The organism is Sphingomonas sp. NFR04 (assembly GCF_900114095.1).
Taxonomy (GTDB): domain Bacteria; phylum Pseudomonadota; class Alphaproteobacteria; order Sphingomonadales; family Sphingomonadaceae; genus Sphingomonas.
The window spans coordinates 1,092,309-1,106,953 of sequence record NZ_FORV01000001.1; the positions used below are offsets into that span (position 1 = coordinate 1,092,309).

General features: G+C 68.7%; 18 protein-coding genes and 1 riboswitch. Of the genes, 11 read left to right on the forward strand and 7 right to left on the reverse strand.

The window, feature by feature from the left end; genetic code table 11:
• Positions 1-116 precede the first annotated feature (116 nt).
• The 4 genes from BM009_RS05060 to BM009_RS05075 all read left to right on the forward strand — a co-directional run bounded on the left by BM009_RS05060 (position 117) and on the right by BM009_RS05075 (position 4,261).
• Entirely contained in the window at positions 117-311 is a 195-nt protein-coding gene (locus BM009_RS05060; protein WP_093294278.1) for a hypothetical protein, read from the forward strand.
• Positions 312-348: 37 nt separating this feature from the next.
• The gene (locus BM009_RS05065; RefSeq protein WP_093294279.1) at positions 349-1,236 is read left to right on the forward strand and encodes a bestrophin family protein; all 888 of its coding nucleotides are present in this window, start codon (positions 349-351) and stop codon (positions 1,234-1,236) included.
• A gap of 37 nt (positions 1,237-1,273) precedes the next feature.
• Positions 1,274-1,472, forward strand: a riboswitch (cobalamin riboswitch).
• 99 nt (positions 1,473-1,571) lie between these two features.
• Positions 1,572-3,422: a TonB-dependent receptor plug domain-containing protein gene (locus BM009_RS05070; protein WP_093294281.1), complete on the forward strand. Its 1,851-nt coding sequence runs from the start codon at positions 1,572-1,574 to the stop codon at positions 3,420-3,422.
• Complete coding sequence (locus BM009_RS05075; RefSeq protein WP_093294282.1) at positions 3,419-4,261, forward strand: ABC transporter substrate-binding protein; 843 nt, start codon at positions 3,419-3,421, stop codon at positions 4,259-4,261. The genes BM009_RS05070 and BM009_RS05075 overlap by 4 nt, the downstream gene beginning before the upstream one ends.
• A 6-nt stretch (positions 4,262-4,267) precedes the next feature.
• On the opposite strand, the gene BM009_RS05080 is transcribed toward BM009_RS05075, so the two are convergent.
• Together BM009_RS05080 and BM009_RS05085 are read right to left on the reverse strand one after the other, a co-directional pair.
• Positions 4,268-4,669 (reverse strand): low affinity iron permease family protein, encoded by a 402-nt coding sequence (locus tag BM009_RS05080; protein WP_093294284.1) that lies wholly within the window; start codon positions 4,667-4,669, stop codon positions 4,268-4,270.
• Positions 4,670-5,106: 437 nt separating this feature from the next.
• Positions 5,107-5,577, reverse strand: a complete 471-nt coding sequence (locus BM009_RS05085; protein WP_093294285.1) for a cupin domain-containing protein — start codon at positions 5,575-5,577, stop codon at positions 5,107-5,109.
• Between the two features lie 58 nt (positions 5,578-5,635).
• Here BM009_RS05085 and BM009_RS05090 point away from each other — a divergent pair, with 58 nt between their 5' ends.
• From BM009_RS05090 to BM009_RS05105, 5 genes are all read left to right on the forward strand, one after another.
• The gene (locus BM009_RS05090) at positions 5,636-6,022 is read left to right on the forward strand and encodes a glycine zipper 2TM domain-containing protein (protein WP_093294287.1); all 387 of its coding nucleotides are present in this window, start codon (positions 5,636-5,638) and stop codon (positions 6,020-6,022) included.
• Between the two features lie 42 nt (positions 6,023-6,064).
• Positions 6,065-7,243: a glycosyltransferase gene (locus tag BM009_RS05095; protein ID WP_093294288.1), complete on the forward strand. Its 1,179-nt coding sequence runs from the start codon at positions 6,065-6,067 to the stop codon at positions 7,241-7,243.
• A 49-nt stretch (positions 7,244-7,292) separates the two neighbouring features.
• Positions 7,293-7,445: a hypothetical protein gene (locus BM009_RS22515; protein WP_175487892.1), complete on the forward strand. Its 153-nt coding sequence runs from the start codon at positions 7,293-7,295 to the stop codon at positions 7,443-7,445.
• 76 nt (positions 7,446-7,521) lie between these two features.
• Positions 7,522-8,064, forward strand: a complete 543-nt coding sequence (locus tag BM009_RS05100) for a hypothetical protein (protein ID WP_093294290.1) — start codon at positions 7,522-7,524, stop codon at positions 8,062-8,064.
• Positions 8,065-8,107: 43 nt separating this feature from the next.
• The gene (locus BM009_RS05105) at positions 8,108-8,743 is read left to right on the forward strand and encodes a TMEM175 family protein (protein ID WP_093294291.1); all 636 of its coding nucleotides are present in this window, start codon (positions 8,108-8,110) and stop codon (positions 8,741-8,743) included.
• A gap of 63 nt (positions 8,744-8,806) precedes the next feature.
• On the opposite strand, the gene BM009_RS05110 is transcribed toward BM009_RS05105, so the two are convergent.
• From BM009_RS05110 to BM009_RS05120, 3 genes are all read right to left on the reverse strand, one after another.
• The gene (locus BM009_RS05110) at positions 8,807-9,136 is read right to left on the reverse strand and encodes a hypothetical protein (protein ID WP_093294293.1); all 330 of its coding nucleotides are present in this window, start codon (positions 9,134-9,136) and stop codon (positions 8,807-8,809) included.
• 132 nt (positions 9,137-9,268) lie between these two features.
• Complete coding sequence (gene recN, locus BM009_RS05115; RefSeq protein ID WP_093294294.1) at positions 9,269-10,930, reverse strand: DNA repair protein RecN; 1,662 nt, start codon at positions 10,928-10,930, stop codon at positions 9,269-9,271.
• A 43-nt stretch (positions 10,931-10,973) separates the two neighbouring features.
• A complete protein-coding gene (locus BM009_RS05120; protein ID WP_093294296.1) occupies positions 10,974-11,798 on the reverse strand; it encodes an outer membrane protein assembly factor BamD in 825 nt (274 codons plus the stop codon).
• A gap of 124 nt (positions 11,799-11,922) precedes the next feature.
• On the opposite strand from BM009_RS05120, the gene BM009_RS05125 reads away from it, so the two are divergent.
• The gene (locus tag BM009_RS05125; protein ID WP_093294297.1) at positions 11,923-12,765 is read left to right on the forward strand and encodes a class I mannose-6-phosphate isomerase; all 843 of its coding nucleotides are present in this window, start codon (positions 11,923-11,925) and stop codon (positions 12,763-12,765) included.
• An 83-nt stretch (positions 12,766-12,848) separates the two neighbouring features.
• Positions 12,849-13,352, forward strand: coding sequence for a glycine zipper 2TM domain-containing protein (locus BM009_RS05130; protein ID WP_093294299.1), 504 nt, complete (start codon positions 12,849-12,851; stop codon positions 13,350-13,352).
• 54 nt (positions 13,353-13,406) lie between these two features.
• Here the strand turns inward: BM009_RS05130 and BM009_RS05135 are convergent, their stop codons facing one another.
• Together BM009_RS05135 and BM009_RS05140 are read right to left on the reverse strand one after the other, a co-directional pair.
• On the reverse strand, positions 13,407-13,634 hold the full coding sequence (locus tag BM009_RS05135) for a hypothetical protein (RefSeq protein WP_093294651.1): 228 nt from the start codon (positions 13,632-13,634) through the stop codon (positions 13,407-13,409).
• A 144-nt stretch (positions 13,635-13,778) separates the two neighbouring features.
• A complete protein-coding gene (locus BM009_RS05140; protein WP_093294300.1) occupies positions 13,779-14,624 on the reverse strand; it encodes an oxidoreductase in 846 nt (281 codons plus the stop codon).
• Positions 14,625-14,645 lie beyond the last annotated feature (21 nt).

The following is a 14,645-nucleotide window of genomic DNA, read 5'->3' on the forward strand; positions in this document are numbered from 1 at the left end:
GATTGGTGCGGCGCAGCGCGATTGGTGCGGCGCGCAAACTTACGTTACGCACCATCCATTTGCCGGTTAAATTCGGCCCTTAGCTTTCGTGCCTCACGCTCAAAAGGACTCCCACGATGCACCAGGATGAACGCACCCGCCGCATGGAACGCCTGCGAAGCTCGATCGCCCTGCTGTTGTTCGGGCTGGGAACGCTCGCCTTCCTGATCGCGATCGATCGCCCCGAATGGTTCCACCTGCGTCCCGCCAGCGGCACGGCCGCGGCCATGTCCCATGCGTCCAGCCCGGCACCCGACCGGAACGACGGCTGACCGGACCCGCAAAGGTTTTCGCGCGTATAGTCCGCCCATGATCGTCACCACCGCTCCCCGCGCCAAGCAGGTCCTGCGCGAGATCTGGATGCCGCTGGCGCTGCTGTTCCTCTGGGACGTGGTCGTCACCATCATCTACTTCGTGCTGCCCTTTCGCGCGCCCTCGCTGCCGCTGACGCTGTTCGGAACGGTGTTGGGACTGTTCCTCGGCTTCCGCTCCAACTCGGCCTATCAGCGCTGGTGGGAGGGCCGCGGCCTGTGGGGGCTGATGATCAACGCCAGCCGCAACCTCGCGCGGATGGCGCGCAACTATCTGCCCGAGGGCGAGGCGGTGGACCTCAAGCGCACCATCGTGCTGCGCCAGATCGCCTATGTGAATGCGCTGCGCTGCCAGCTACGCCGCCAGCCCGCCGACCAGGAAGTGCTGCGCTTCCTCTCGCGTGGTGAGGCGGACTATGCGCTGGCCCGCACCAACATCGCCAACGGCATCGTCGACGGCACCGGCCGAAGGATCGAGATCGCCCGATCGAAGGGCTGGATCGATTCGATGCAGCAGAACTCGATGGAGCGCGTGCTGATCGACATCGCCAATGCCCAGGGCGGCATGGAGCGGCTGAAGAACACGCCCCTGCCGATGCAATTCCGCTTCGTGCCGACGGTGTTCACCCATATCTTCTGCGTGCTGCTGCCGATCGGGCTCGTCGAGACGCTGGGGGTGGCGACCCCGCTGGGCTCGACCGTGGCGGGACTGATGTTCCTAGCCGTGCTCGCGATCGGCGACGACCTGGTCGATCCCTTCGCCAACACCGTGCACGACCTGCCGCTCAACGCAATGTGCCGCACGATCGAGATCGACCTGCTGCAATCGATCGGCGACCCTGCTCCCGAACCGGCGACGCCCGACAAGGCCGGCGTATTGTGGTGATTCCACGGTGGGTTGCCGCCCTGCCCCGCTTGCCGCTAAAGGCCGCCGGGTAACGGGTGCCCTCCCGCAGACGGGAGGGTGAAAAGGGAAGCCGGTCCGAAGTCCGGCGCTGCCCCCGCAACTGTAGCCGGTGAGCCGGCGTGCCAATCTGCCACTGGAGCCGCATGCTTCCGGGAAGGCGGCGCGCCTGCGACGACCCGGGAGCCAGGAGACCTGCCCGCTACGGTCGATTCCTTCACGCGGGCGGGGTGCACCGGGTGAGCGGGGCTGAAATCCCCGTGTGAGCGACACCAAACCATGCGGGAGCATCACGCTCCCCATCCCGGGTGTCTGTAATGAACGTCTTCAAGCTTTCCCTGTTCGCCACCGCCGCGCTTGCGCCGCTGGCCGCCCATGCCGATCCCGACGACGACCGTATCGTCGTCGTCGCCAGCGGCGTCGCCCAGCGCGCCGATACGGTGGGGCGTTCGATCACCACCATCGACCGCGAAGAGATCGAGCAGCGCCAGACCGTCGCGCTCTCGGACCTGCTCGCCACCACGGCCGGCGTCAGCGTCGTCCGCAATGGCGGGCTCGGCACCGCGACGGCACTCAGCATCCGCGGCGCGCAGAGCGACCAGACGCTGGTGCTGATCGATGGCATCCGCGTGGGCGATCCCTCCGCGACGGGCGGCGCGTACAACTTCGCTAGCCTGCTCGCTGGCTCGGTGGAGCGTGTCGAGGTGCTGCGCGGGCCGAACTCGGTGATCTGGGGCAGCCAGGCGATCGGCGGCGTGGTCAACGTCACCACGCTGCAGGGCGCGCAGGGGCTCCATGTCCGCGGCAATGCCGAGGGCGGATCGTTCGGCACGTTTAACGGCAACGCCGCGATCGCCGGGGGCAACGACCGGATCACCGCGGGGCTCACCGCGGGCTATCTCACCACCGACGGCATCTCCGCGGCGGCGAACGGCAGGGAGGCGGACGGCTATCGCCAGCTCGGTGCGACCGGCAATGTCGAGGTGCAGCTGGCCCCCGGCCTCGCGCTCGACCTGCGCGGCTATTATGCCGACAGCAAGGTCGATCTCGACGGCTATGCGCCCCCGACCTACGACTTCGGCGACACGAATGAGTACGCCAAGACGCAGGAGATCTACGGCTATGCCGGGCTGAAGAACGAGGCGTTCGGCGGCAGACTGCACAACCGGCTGGGCTTCACCCTCTCCGACATCCACCGCGACGGCTATAACGACGACTCGTCGATCGCCTATCGCTACCGGGGCCGCGCCGAGCGCTACACCTATCAGGGCGACGCGACGCTGGCCGAGCAGCTCCGCCTCGTGTTCGGCGCCGAGCATGAGCAGAGCCGCATCCGCTATGACGAGGGCTTCGGCAGCGCCGGGCGGTACTCGGTGGGGATCACCAGCTTCTACGGCCAGGCGATCGTCACGCCGATCGCCCCGGTGACGCTGACCGGCGGCGTCCGCCATGACGATCACGATACCTTCGGCGGCCACTGGACCTGGAACGGCGACCTCGCGGTGCGCGCCACCGCCAGCACGGTGCTCCACGCCAGCTTCGGCGAGGGCTTCAAGGCGCCGACGCTCTACCAGCTCTACAGCGCCTATGGCGATCGCGCCCTCCGCCCGGAGACCGCGAGAAGCTACGAGGCAGGGGTGCGGCAGACGCTGGCGGGCGGCAAGGTCGCGCTGGGCGCCACCTGGTTCCACCGCGATTCGGACAACCAGATCGACTATAATTTCGATACCTCGACCTACTACAACCTCAACAAGACCCGCGCTGAGGGGGTGGAGCTCGAGGCGATGCTCCAGCCGGTCACCGCGCTGACGGTGCGCGCGAACGTCACCCATGTCTTCTCGGAGAACCGCAGCGCCGGCTATCTCGGCAACGACCTGCCGCGCCGCCCGCGCGACACCGCCAATGTGTCGGCCGACTATCGCTTCCCCTTCGGGCTGGCGATCGGCGGCACGGTGACGATGGTGGGCGACAGCTTCAACGATGTCGGCAACACCACCCCGATCGACGGCTATGCCCTTGCCAGCGTGCGCGCGGAGATGCCGGTGACGAAGCTGCTTTCGGTCTATGGCCGCGTCGATAATATCGGCGATGTGCGCTACCAGCAGATCACCGGCTACGGCACCTATGGCCGCGCTGCCTTTGGCGGCGTGCGGGTGCGCTTCCAGTGAGGTTCGGCGCCGCGTTCCTCGCCTGCCTTGGGCTCGCCTGCCTGGGGCTCGCGGGCTGTGCGGCGCCGCCTTCCACCGGCGGCGGGGGCATCGTCTCGATGAACCCCTGCGCCGATGCGACGCTGCTGGAGCTGGTGGCGCCGTCGCGGATCGCCGCGATCAGCCATTACTCGCAGCGCGCGGACTCCACCTCGATTCCGCTCGAGGTCGCCCGCCGCTTCCGCGGCAACGATGGCACTGCCGAGGAGGTCATCGGCCTCAAGCCCGATCTGGTGGTGGCCACCAGCTTCACCGCGCCCTCCACCCGCGAGGCCTTTGCCCGCGCCGGGCTGAAGGTGCTGTACCTCGGCATCCCGCCCTCGATCGCCGACAGCAAGGCGCAGGTGACCGAACTCGCCGCGGCCGTGGGCGAACCGGCCAAGGGCGCCGCACTCAACGCGCGCATCGACGCTGCCGTAGACGCCGCCCGCTGGAGCGGCCCCAAGGCCCCCGCCCTACTCTGGATCGGCGGCAACCTCGTCACCGGCGGCAAGACGCTGCTCGACGACCTGATGACCACCGCCGGCTTCTCCAACCAGGCCGCGCACTACGGCCTCACCCATACCGGCCACCTACCGATGGAGCGCGTGATCGCCGACCCGCCGCGCGTGATGCTCGCCCCGGAAGGCGTCGGCCACGACAGCGATTCGCGCGCCGCGATCCTGCGCAAGCGCGCCATCGACGAGACCGGCCTGAAGGTCACCCAAGCGCAGTTTTCGCGAAGTCTCGTCAATTGCGGCGGCCCTGTGATTCCCGCCGCCCTCGCGCGCCTCGCCGCAATCCGCCGGCAGGTGCGCTGACCCCGCTCAGCGGCGCGAGAGCACCTTCTCGATCGATTCGTGCCGCGCCGGATCGGCCTCGCCGAACTCGCGCTCCAGCCGGTCGCGGATGTCGAGCAGCTGCTTCTCGCTGAGATGCTCGATGCCGATGAACTCGTTGCGGGCCTCGGCGATCGCGCGGATCACTTCGTCCAGCTTTGCCTGCAGCGCGGCGGCGTCGCGATTCTGCGCGTTCTGGATCAGGAACACCATCAGGAAGGTGACGATGGTGGTGCCGGTGTTGATCACCAGCTGCCAGGTATCCGACCAGTGGAACACCGGCCCGCTGAAGCCCCAGACGATGATGATCAGGAAGGCGAAGACGAAGGCCGGCGGGCGCCCCGCCCATGCCGCGACGCTCTGCGCGAACCGTTCGAAAATCCGTCCCAAGCCGATGCTCCCGATCCGTGTGGGGGCCGCTATGCGCGCGCGCCGGGCGCTTGCCAATCGGGGCTATACCTCGGTCTGCGGGCCGGAAGCTAAAGGGGGGCCGGCATTGCCGCCAGCCCCCCATGTCGCCGGCCGGTCGGGTGGTGCGCCGAAGCGCATCGCCTGGCCCGTCGGCGGCCTGCAGCAAGCGCCCCGGCAGGGGGACGCTCACCGGATCGGCACGCGAACCGCCACCGGGAGGGGCGATCGTCGCGCACCTGCCGGGTCGCGCGGTTTCCCGAAGGCACCAGCGCCGACACCGGCTTGCAAGCTGCTGATTTTGCCTTGGTTTCCCTCCGCGCCACCAGCCTTCCTGCAGGGTCGATGGTCTCACCCACGGCGAGTCGCACCAAGCGGCAACGGCTGTTGATACTGTGGATAACGGGGATAACCCGCGGTCAGAGACCCGGCGGCACCCAGCCGGGCGCGGCCAGCTCGAACCCGGCAAAGTCAAAGCCCGGCACCACCACGCAGCTCACCAGACCCCAACCCTGCGACGCCTCGGTCGCCTGCCAGCGTCCGGTCGGCACACGGGCCTGCGGCACCTGCCCGGCCAGCACGTCGCCGCCGAGCACGATGCGCTCGATTGCCCCATCCGCGCCTTCGACCAGCAGCTCGAGCGGCGATCCGGCGTGCCACAGCCACAATTCATCGGCGTCCACCCGGTGCCAGTGCGAGCGCTGCCCCGCCTCGAGCAGAAAGAGGATTCCGGTGCCCCGCGAGCGGCTTTCCCCTTCGGCGGGGGCTCGCCACGTCTCGCGGTACCAGCCGCCCTCGGGATGCGCCGCCAGCCCCAGTCGCTCGATGATCGCCCGCGCCTCGTCCAACTGCCTGCCTCCTGCCTGAACGCGACGTAGTATTGGGTTCATGCAACCGCAGTTAAACCCCGCACGTTCGCTTCATCAACAACAACTCGGGGAGTATCCCATGCGTACCCTTCTGCTTTCGCTCAGCGCCGCCGCGCTCGCCATTCCCGCCGCGGTCGTGCTGCCCGCCACCCAGGCAGAGGCCAAGGCGTCGATCGGCCAAGACCGCTATTATCGCGGCCATGACGACCGCCGCTATCGCGACGACCGCCGCTACCGCGACGACAATCGCCGCTATGCCTATCGCGAGTGGCGCGGCCGCGACGGCCGCCGCTATTGCCGCAAGCCCGACGGCACCACCGGCACCGTGGTCGGTGCGGTCGGCGGCGCGCTGCTTGGCCGCACCATCGATACCGATGGTGACCGCATGACGGGCACCCTGCTCGGCGGCGTCGCCGGCGCACTGGCCGGCCGCGCGATCGAAAAGGGCGGCAGCAACTGCCGCTGATGCGCTGAAGCATTAACCCCGGGGTGGTAGACACCCCGGGACATGCTTCGCGTCCTCGTTCTCTCTACCCTGTTCCCGGACGCCGCGCGCCCGAATTTCGGCATCTTCGTCGAGCGCCAAACCCGGGCGCTGGCGGCGCGAGACGGGGTGGAGGTCCGGATGGTCGCCCCGCGCGGGCTCCCTCCCTTCCCGCTCGATCGCCACCCGCGCTATGCCGCGCTCGCCGCTCAGCCCCCGCGCGAAGACTGGAACGGCCTGACCGTTCATCGCCCGCGTTTCCTCAACCTCCCCGGCACCGGCGGCCGCTTCCACGCCGCGATGCTCGCCCGCGCGCTCCGCCCGATGCTGGCCGAGCTGCGCCGCAGCTTCCCCTTCGACGTGATCAGCGCCGAATTCTTCTTTCCGGACGGCCCCGCCGCCGTCGCGCTCGGCAAGACCTTCGACGTGCCGGTCTCGATCAAGGCACGCGGGTCCGACATCCACCAATGGACCCGCCGCCCCGCCATCGCCCGCCAGATCGTGCGCGCAGGTCAGGCAGCCGACGGCCTGCTCTCGGTATCGCTGGCGCTGCGCGACGACATGATCGCGCTCGGCATGCCGGCCGAGCGCACCGACTGCATCGTCACCGGGGTCGACCTCGCCCGCTTCGCCCCGCGCGATCGCGCCGCCGCCAAGCAGGCGCTCGGGATTGACGGACCGCTGGTCGCCTCGGTCGGCGCGCTGATCCCGCTCAAGGGGCACGACCTGCTGATCGACGCGGTCGCGAGCCTGCCCGGCGTCCACCTCGCCATTGCCGGCCAGGGACCGGAAGCGGAGCGGCTTGCCGCGCGCATCGCCGCGCTCGGCTGCGGCGACCGCATCCGCCTCTGCGGCCCCCTGCCCCCGGACCGGATCGCCGAACTGCTCGCGGCTGCCGACGTGATGGCGCTCGCCTCGTCTTCCGAAGGACTCGCCAATGCCTGGCTCGAGGCGCTCGCCAGCGGGGCTCCGATCGTGATCCCGGACGTGGGCGGTGCGCGGCAGGTGGTGACCGGGCCCAGCGCTGGCCGGATCGTGGAGCGCACCCCGGTGGCGCTGGCCGCCGGCATCGCCGATCTGCTCGCCGCGGCCCCTTCCCCTGAGGATGTCCGCCGTATCGCCGCCCCTTTCACCTGGGAGGCCAATAGCGAACGATTGCACCGGCACCTGGAACGGCTCGTCGCCCGGCATCGGGGAACCTGAGCGTATCTGCAGGGGTTCGTAGCTACCGGGAAGACGCAAGGAGCCCGTGATGCAGAAGCCCAAGCCCTATCGATCGCCGCGCCGACACCCGTCCCCGAACGCGTTGCCGCCGCGCCGCCTGCGTCGTGCCGCCGCCGCGCCGGTCGACACCGATTTCGACATCGTCTTCGAATTCGAGGCCGACGGCCCCACCCACCACTGAGCGCTGCCCTCCAAACGTTGACAGCGCGAATCGCTTGGCGGAAGCTGGCCGCTTCACCCAGAAAGGGAGGTGCGGCATGGCCGGCAAAAAAGAGAAGAAGGCGAAGAAGGACGGCAAGAAGACGTCATTCCTGCCCAAGGTGATCGACGGCATCAAGCTACCCAAGGACGCCCGCCGCCAGCTCACTGCCCTCGCCAAACACCCCGTTATCGCCGATCTGCTCGCCTCCGGCCTGGTCGCGCTCGCCCATCGTATCAAGGGCGATGGCGCCAAGACTGAGGAGGCGCCGGCGACCGAGCCCGAAGCCGCGCCTGCACCGGCCGCGACCGAAGCGGCGGCAACGCCTGCCAAGCCGGCGGTGAAGCGAATCCGCAAGCCGGCCACCGCCGCCGCGCCGGCCGAAGCCGCGCCCGCCGCCAAGCCCGCGCCGGTCCGTCGCACCCGCAAGCCCACGGCAGCCAAGCCTGCCGCCGCGGCTGAACCCGTCGCGGCACCCGCCGCCACGGAAGCCAAGCCCGCAAAGGTCGCCAAGGCACCCCCGCCGCGCCGCACCCGCAAGAAGGCCGACACGACCGCCAAGCCGCGCACCCGCCGCACGCCGCCCAAGACGGAGAGCTGATCGCCTGCTATCCTGACTGCCGGGGCAACCAGGGGGACACGGCATGCAGACCACGCACGCGCCCGACACGCATGGGCCCGGCCATGCGATCGAGCGCCTGATCTTCTTCTCGGACGCGGTGTTCGCGATTGCGATCACCCTGCTGATCATCGAGATCCATGTGCCGGAGGTGCACCCGCCCTTCACCGATGCGGCGTTCCTGCGCGCGCTGGCACCGCTGGGGGTGGAGTTCCTCAGCTTCTTCGTCTCGTTCTTCGTGATCGGCGCCTTCTGGGCCGGGCATCACCGCGCCTTCGATTGCGCGCGCCACTGGTCGCCCCGGCTGATCCTGCCCAATCTCTTCATGCTCAGCACGGTGGCGGCGATGCCGTTCTTCACCGCCTTCTCGTCCGAATATTATGGGCACCGGGTGCCCTCGGCGCTCTATGCCTTCTGGATGATGCTGATCGCGGTCGCCAATATCTGGGTGCAGCGGCTGGCGACCTCGCCGCCGGTGGTCGGCGAGCGGGTGGCGAAGGCACATTGCCGGGTGATCCGCCAGCGCGGGATCGCGACGCTGCTCGGCACCATGTCCGCCTTCGCGATGGCGCTGATATTCCCCTTCGCCTCGCAAATGACGCTGGCGACGATTCCCTTGTGGCGGCTGCTGCTCCAGCGACTTTCGCCGCCCAGGGCATAGACAGCAGATACGAAACGGGCCCCGCCATGCGGCGAGGCCCGTCTTGTTCATCAATCGCCGCGATCAGCGACGGTGGTTGTTGCGGTCGTGACGCTCGTAGCGGGTCTTGGCCGACAGCGCGTCATAGCGGCGGTCGAGGTCGCGGCGCTCCTGCATGGTCAGGCCGGGGCGCGAGGCGTGATAGCGGGCCTCGAGGCGCACCAGGCCGCGATATTCGTTGCGGATCTGCGTCGCCTCGCGGCGGCTCAGCGAACCCGAGCGGATGCCCTGATTGATGCGCTGTTCGATGCGATCCTGGCGAGCATTGATGTTCTGCCAGCCCGGCTGCGCCGATGCGGGAACGGCGGCGGTGGCGACACCCAGGCCTGCGATCAGCAGCATGAACTTCTTCATCGGATACTCCTCAATTCGACTGGACCGCCCCTGCGGTCGAGAGCCGTTGTGGAACGCCGATGTCGCGATTTTGTCCCACCACCCGCGATTTTGCGTCACCAATTGTCGCAAGTCGGAGACGTTCGTTCAGGTTCAGGCCGCGAGCAGCCGCTCCGCCTGGGCGCGCGCCTCGGGGGTGATCTCCGCACCGGACAGCATCCGCGCGATCTCCTCGCGCCGCTGCTCGGGGGTGAGCGGGGTCACGCCGGTGCGGGTGACGATGCCGTCATGGCTCTTGGCGATGAGCAGATGCCGCGCCCCGCGCGCCGCGACCTGCGGGCTGTGCGTCACCACCAGCAGCTGCGAACCCTGCGCCAGCCGCGCCAGCCGCTCGCCGATCGCATCGGCGACAGCACCGCCGACGCCGCGATCGATCTCGTCGAAGATCAGCGTCCGCGCGCCGCCCTCTTCCGCCAGCGCCACCTTCATCGCGAGGATGAAGCGCGACAGCTCGCCGCCGCTGGCGATCTTCATCAGCGGGGCGAAGGGTGCGCCCGGATTGGTAGAGACCTCGAACTCCACCCGGTCCATGCCGGCGGCGCTCCACTGATTCTCGTCGAGCGGCTCCACCACCGTGCGGAAGCGCGCGGCATCGAGCTTGAGCGGCTTGAGCTCGGTCGCGACCGCCGCATCGAGCCGCGCCGCTGCCATGGTGCGCATGGCGGATAGGGTCTGCGCCGCCTCGCGATAAGTGGCATGCGCCTGGGCCGCCGCCTTCTCCAATTTGGCGATGCCCGCGCCGCCGCTGGTCAGCCGCTCCATCCGGCCGGAAAGCTCGGCGAGCAGCGCTGGCAGCTCGTCCGGCTGCACGCGGTGCTTGCGGGCCAGGCCACGCAGCTCGAACAGCCGCGCCTCGTCCGCTTCCAGCGCGGCGGGATCGAAGGCCAGCGCCTCGGCGGCGGCATCGACCTGCGCCTGCGCTTCGCTGCCCTCGGTGATCGCCCGGTCGATCGCCGCGAGCGCCTCGGCCAGCGCTTCGTGATCATCCGACACGCGCTCCAGGATGCGCGCCGCCTGGCGCAACCGAGCGAGCCCGCCGTCCGAGCCTTCGAGCAGATCGGCGATCCCCTGCAGGTCGGTCGCGATCTTCTCGCCGCGCTGCATCGAGGCGCGGCGTTCGGCGAGCCGCTCCTCCTCGCCCTCCTCCGGCGCCAGCGCCGAGAGTTCGGTGACGGCATGCTCCAGCCATTCGCGATCGCGTTCGGCGCTGTCTTGCTCGGCCCGCGCCACCGCCAGCGCGTCCTCGGCCGCACGCCAGGCGCGGTGGGCGATCGCCACCGGCCCCACGTCGCAGCGTCCGAAGGAATCGAGCAGCAGCCGGTGCCCGCGCGGGTTCAGCAGCCCGCGATCGTCGTGCTGCCCGTGGATCTCGACGAGGTGCGGCGCCAGTTCGCGCAGGAACCCGGCAGAGGCAGGCTGGTCGTTGACGAAGGCGCGGCTGCCGCCATCGGCCTTGACCAGCCGGCGGACCAGCAGCGGCTCGCCCGGCTCCAGTTCCATGCCGTTCTGGGTGAAGAGATTGGCGATCTCGCCATCGGCGGCGGGCGGCACGAAGCTCGCCACCACCACCGCCTGCGCCGCCCCGCTGCGGACCAGCCCGCTATCGGCGCGCGCGCCCAGGGCCAGCCCCAGCGCATCGAGGAGGATCGACTTGCCCGCGCCGGTCTCGCCGGTCAGCACGCCGAGCCCTTCGCCGAACTCCAGGTCCAGCGCCTCGATCAGCACCACGTCGCGAATGGATAGCGCGGTCAGCATCGGGGCCCCCTATCGCAGGAACAGGAGTAGAACGAAAGTGCTTTTAGCTCGCGGGCTTGGGCGGCGGGCTGGCCTTGGCGGCTGCCGCCACCTTGTCCTGATTGTCCTGGATCAGCTGATAGGCGTGCTTGTACCAGTCGGTGCCCGGATAATTGGCACCCAGCACGGCGGCCGCCTTGTTGGCCTCCTCCGGCACGCCCATCGCGAGATAGCTCTCGGTGAGGCGCATCAGCGCCTCGGGCACATGGGTGGTCATCTGGTAGTTGTCGACCACGTTGCGGAAGCGCAGCGCCGCCGCCAGCCACTGGCCGCGGGTCTCGTAGAAGCGGCCGACTTCCATTTCCTTGCCGCCCAGGTGATCGCGCACCAGATCAAGCTTCAGGCGGGCGTCGGCGGCGTATTTCGAATTGGGGTAGCGGCGAATCAGCTCGCCGAGCGAGTCGAGCGCCTGCTGGGTGATCTTCTGGTCGCGGGTGACGTCGCTGATCTGCTCGTAATAGGAAATGCCGACCAGATAATAGGCATAAGGCGCATCGCGGTTACCCGGGTGCACCGCCAGGAAGCGCTGCGCCGAGGCGATCGCTTCGGCATAGTCGCGGTTCAGATAATAGCTGAACGCCCCCATCAGCTGCGCGCGCCGCGCCCACACCGAATAGGGGTGCTGGCGCTCGACTTCGTCGAACAGCGCGGCGGCGAGCTTGTACTGGTGCTGGTCCAGCTTCTGCTTGGCCGTGCTGTACAGCGTGCCGACGTCGCGGGCGACATAGGGAAGATCCTTCACCCCGCCGCGCTTGGCGCAGCCGGCGACGGAAAGGGCGAACACCGGAAGAAGCGCGAACGCAAGCGCGCGAGGCAGAGGACTACGCATATGGCGGGGTTCTTAGACCGGGGCCGTGGCTGCAAACAATCCTTTTCGGGGCGGGATTGCGGCGGAACCTGCTTCGGGCCACATGCGCTCCCGTTTCCGTGACCGTAATTGAAGGGGATCTTCCGTGCCCGCCACGCTTCTCGCCACCCACCGCGTCGAAAAACCCTGGGGCCGCCACACCCTGTATCCGGGCTTTGCCGATCCCGCCAAGGACGGCGATCCGGTCGGCGAAGTGTGGTTCCAGACGCCCGGCGACAGCACCCCCGATCTGCTGATCAAGTATCTGTTCACCAGCGAGAAATTGTCGGTCCAGGTCCACCCGAACGACGAGCAGGCGCATGCCGCCGGCTTGCCGCGCGGCAAGGACGAATGCTGGGTGATCCTCGACGCCCAGCCCGATTCGACGATCGCGCTCGGCACCAAGCAGCCGGTGGACCGCGAGGCGCTGCGCGCGGCCGCGCTCGACGGATCGATCGAAGACCTGCTCGACTGGAAGCCGGTCAAGGCCGGCGACTTTTTCTATTCGGGCTCCGGCACCATTCACGCGATCGGCGCGGGCATCACGCTGATCGAGGTGCAGCAGAACAGCGAGACCACCTACCGCCTCTATGATTATGGCCGCCCGCGCGAACTGCACCTGGATGCGGGCATCGCCGTCGCCGAGCCCGTGCCGTTCGTGCCGCACCCGATGCCGGGCGCGGTGTCGCCGAGCCGCACGATCCTGGTCGAGGGGCCGAAATTCGTGCTCGAGCGCTGGGAAGGCGGGCATCGCCGCTTCGACTTGCCGGAAGGCGCCACCGGCTGGCTGATACCGGTGAAGGGCGAAGGCGCGGTCGACGGCATCGCCTTCAAGGCGGGCGAGTGCCTGACGCTGGAAGGCCATGTCGAGCTGCACGCCGAGGTCGGCAGCGACCTGCTGTTCGCCTATCCGGGCGACACCCGAGTCCCAACAATGGACGCGGAATGAACCGGGCGTAGTTTCATATTCACGCAACCTGCCGCCGCGTGCGTACGTTCGGCACGCATCGATAACGACAAGGAAATGTCCCGATGCGCATGTTGTTCGTAGCCGCCGCGGCGGCGGCGCTGACCCTGCCGACGGTGCCCGCGATGGCGCAGGGCTGGCAGAATCGCGACGCCCATTGGCAGGATCGCGACCATGGCCGCGACCGCGACGGCCGCTGGAACGATCGCGGCCCGGGCCGCGGCCATGGTGCCGATCGTGGCGATTGGCGCCGCTGGCGCAACTATGACTATAACCGCCTGCCGCCGGGGCAGCGCCGCTATTATGCCGACCAATATTATCGCGACGGCCGCTATTATCAGGAGCGCCGCTTGAGCCGGAACGACCGCATCTATCGCGGCCGCGACAACCGCTATTATTGCCGCCGCAACGACGGCACGACCGGCCTGATCGTCGGTGGCCTGGGCGGCGGCCTGCTCGGCAACGCGCTGTCCTCGGGCGGCAATGCGACGCTCGGCACGCTGCTCGGCGCCGTGGCGGGCGGCGCGCTCGGCCAGTCGGTGGACCGCGGCAACGTCCGCTGCCGCTGAGTTCCTGGGGCTTGCAGAAAGAGGGGTCCGGTTCGCCGGGCCCCTTTTTTATGCTTAGATGAACCCGCCCGTGAGCATCAGCCGCACGCCGCTGATGATCAGGATCAGCAAATTGAGGTTCCGCCCCGCCGTGCCGCGCGAGAGCATTCCCACCACCGTGCCCGCGAGCGCGATCGGGAAGGCGATCCAGTTGACCAGCGGCACAAAGGGGAACGGAATGATCCCCACCAGCGCGAAGGGCAGCGCCACCAGCCCGATCAGCAGCGATATTGCGTTGAACATGGCCTGCATATGGCGTGGCTGTGGTGTGTTATCAAGATAGCACGGCGTCAGGTCTGTACGCAGTCAGCAGCGCGCAAGATGCGTTTGCGGGACCCAGGCGGGCCGAATACCGGCGGGACCAGCACGGCCACGCCGGCGACGGGCCTAGGCTTCGAAGCTGGTCGAACGGGAAAGCGCATCCCACTGGTCGCGTTCGACTTTCATCGCGACGAGCTTCTGATCGACCAGTGCCAGCGCATCCGCGCCGAGGAAGAGCCGCGTCGGCGGATTCTCGGCTTCGATCAAGGCGAGCAGCGCCCGCGCGGCCTTTGCCGGATCGCCCGGCTGATTGCCGCTCTTGGCCAGTCGCGCCTCGCGCAGCGGGTTCATCACCGCATCGTAATCGGGAATGCTGCGCGGCGTGCGGTCCATGGAGCGCCCCGCCCAGTCGGTACGGAACTGGCCGGGCGCAAGCGCGGTAACGTGGATCCCGAAGGACGCCACCTCTTTGCCAAGCGTCTCCGAAATGCCCTCGAGCGCGAACTTGCTGCCGCAGTAGAAGCTGATGCCGGGCATGGTGATGAATCCGCCCATCGAGGTGACATTGACGATGTGGCCGCTGCGCCGCGCGCGCATGCCTGGCAGGACCGCCTTCATCATCGCCACGGGGCCGAAGACATTGGCAGCGAACTGGCGCTGGAGGTCGTCCATCGCGGACTCCTCCATCACGCCCTCATGGCCATAGCCCGCATTGTTGACGAGCACGTCGATCGAACCGGCGCGGCTCTCAGCGTCGGCGATGGCTGCCGGGATGGCGTCGTAATCGGTAACGTCAAGGATGAGCGGATGGGCGCGGTCGGGGGCGAGGGCGGCGAACACCGCCGCATCCTCCGGCTTCCGCACGGTCCCGATGACGCGGTGGCCGGCATCGAGCGCACCCTGTGCAAAAGCGCGCCCCAGGCCCGAGCTGACGCCGGTGATGAGGAATGTCTTGGGAGAGGCGGTGGTCATGCGATAAGCTCCAGGGCATGT

Coding starts and splice junctions, on each gene's coding strand:
- BM009_RS05060 (WP_093294278.1), top strand. CDS start 117: ATGCACCAGGATGAACGCACCCGCCGCATGGAACGCCTGCGAAGCTCG.
- BM009_RS05065 (WP_093294279.1), top strand. CDS start 349: ATGATCGTCACCACCGCTCCCCGCGCCAAGCAGGTCCTGCGCGAGATC.
- BM009_RS05070 (WP_093294281.1), top strand. CDS start 1,572: ATGAACGTCTTCAAGCTTTCCCTGTTCGCCACCGCCGCGCTTGCGCCG.
- BM009_RS05085 (WP_093294285.1), bottom strand. CDS start 5,577: ATGAACCCAATACTACGTCGCGTTCAGGCAGGAGGCAGGCAGTTGGAC.
- BM009_RS05090 (WP_093294287.1), top strand. CDS start 5,636: ATGCGTACCCTTCTGCTTTCGCTCAGCGCCGCCGCGCTCGCCATTCCC.
- BM009_RS05095 (WP_093294288.1), top strand. CDS start 6,065: ATGCTTCGCGTCCTCGTTCTCTCTACCCTGTTCCCGGACGCCGCGCGC.
- BM009_RS22515 (WP_175487892.1), top strand. CDS start 7,293: ATGCAGAAGCCCAAGCCCTATCGATCGCCGCGCCGACACCCGTCCCCG.
- BM009_RS05100 (WP_093294290.1), top strand. CDS start 7,522: ATGGCCGGCAAAAAAGAGAAGAAGGCGAAGAAGGACGGCAAGAAGACG.
- BM009_RS05105 (WP_093294291.1), top strand. CDS start 8,108: ATGCAGACCACGCACGCGCCCGACACGCATGGGCCCGGCCATGCGATC.
- BM009_RS05110 (WP_093294293.1), bottom strand. CDS start 9,136: ATGAAGAAGTTCATGCTGCTGATCGCAGGCCTGGGTGTCGCCACCGCC.
- recN (WP_093294294.1), bottom strand. CDS start 10,930: ATGCTGACCGCGCTATCCATTCGCGACGTGGTGCTGATCGAGGCGCTG.
- BM009_RS05120 (WP_093294296.1), bottom strand. CDS start 11,798: ATGCGTAGTCCTCTGCCTCGCGCGCTTGCGTTCGCGCTTCTTCCGGTG.
- BM009_RS05130 (WP_093294299.1), top strand. CDS start 12,849: ATGCGCATGTTGTTCGTAGCCGCCGCGGCGGCGGCGCTGACCCTGCCG.
- BM009_RS05135 (WP_093294651.1), bottom strand. CDS start 13,634: ATGTTCAACGCAATATCGCTGCTGATCGGGCTGGTGGCGCTGCCCTTC.
- BM009_RS05140 (WP_093294300.1), bottom strand. CDS start 14,624: ATGACCACCGCCTCTCCCAAGACATTCCTCATCACCGGCGTCAGCTCG.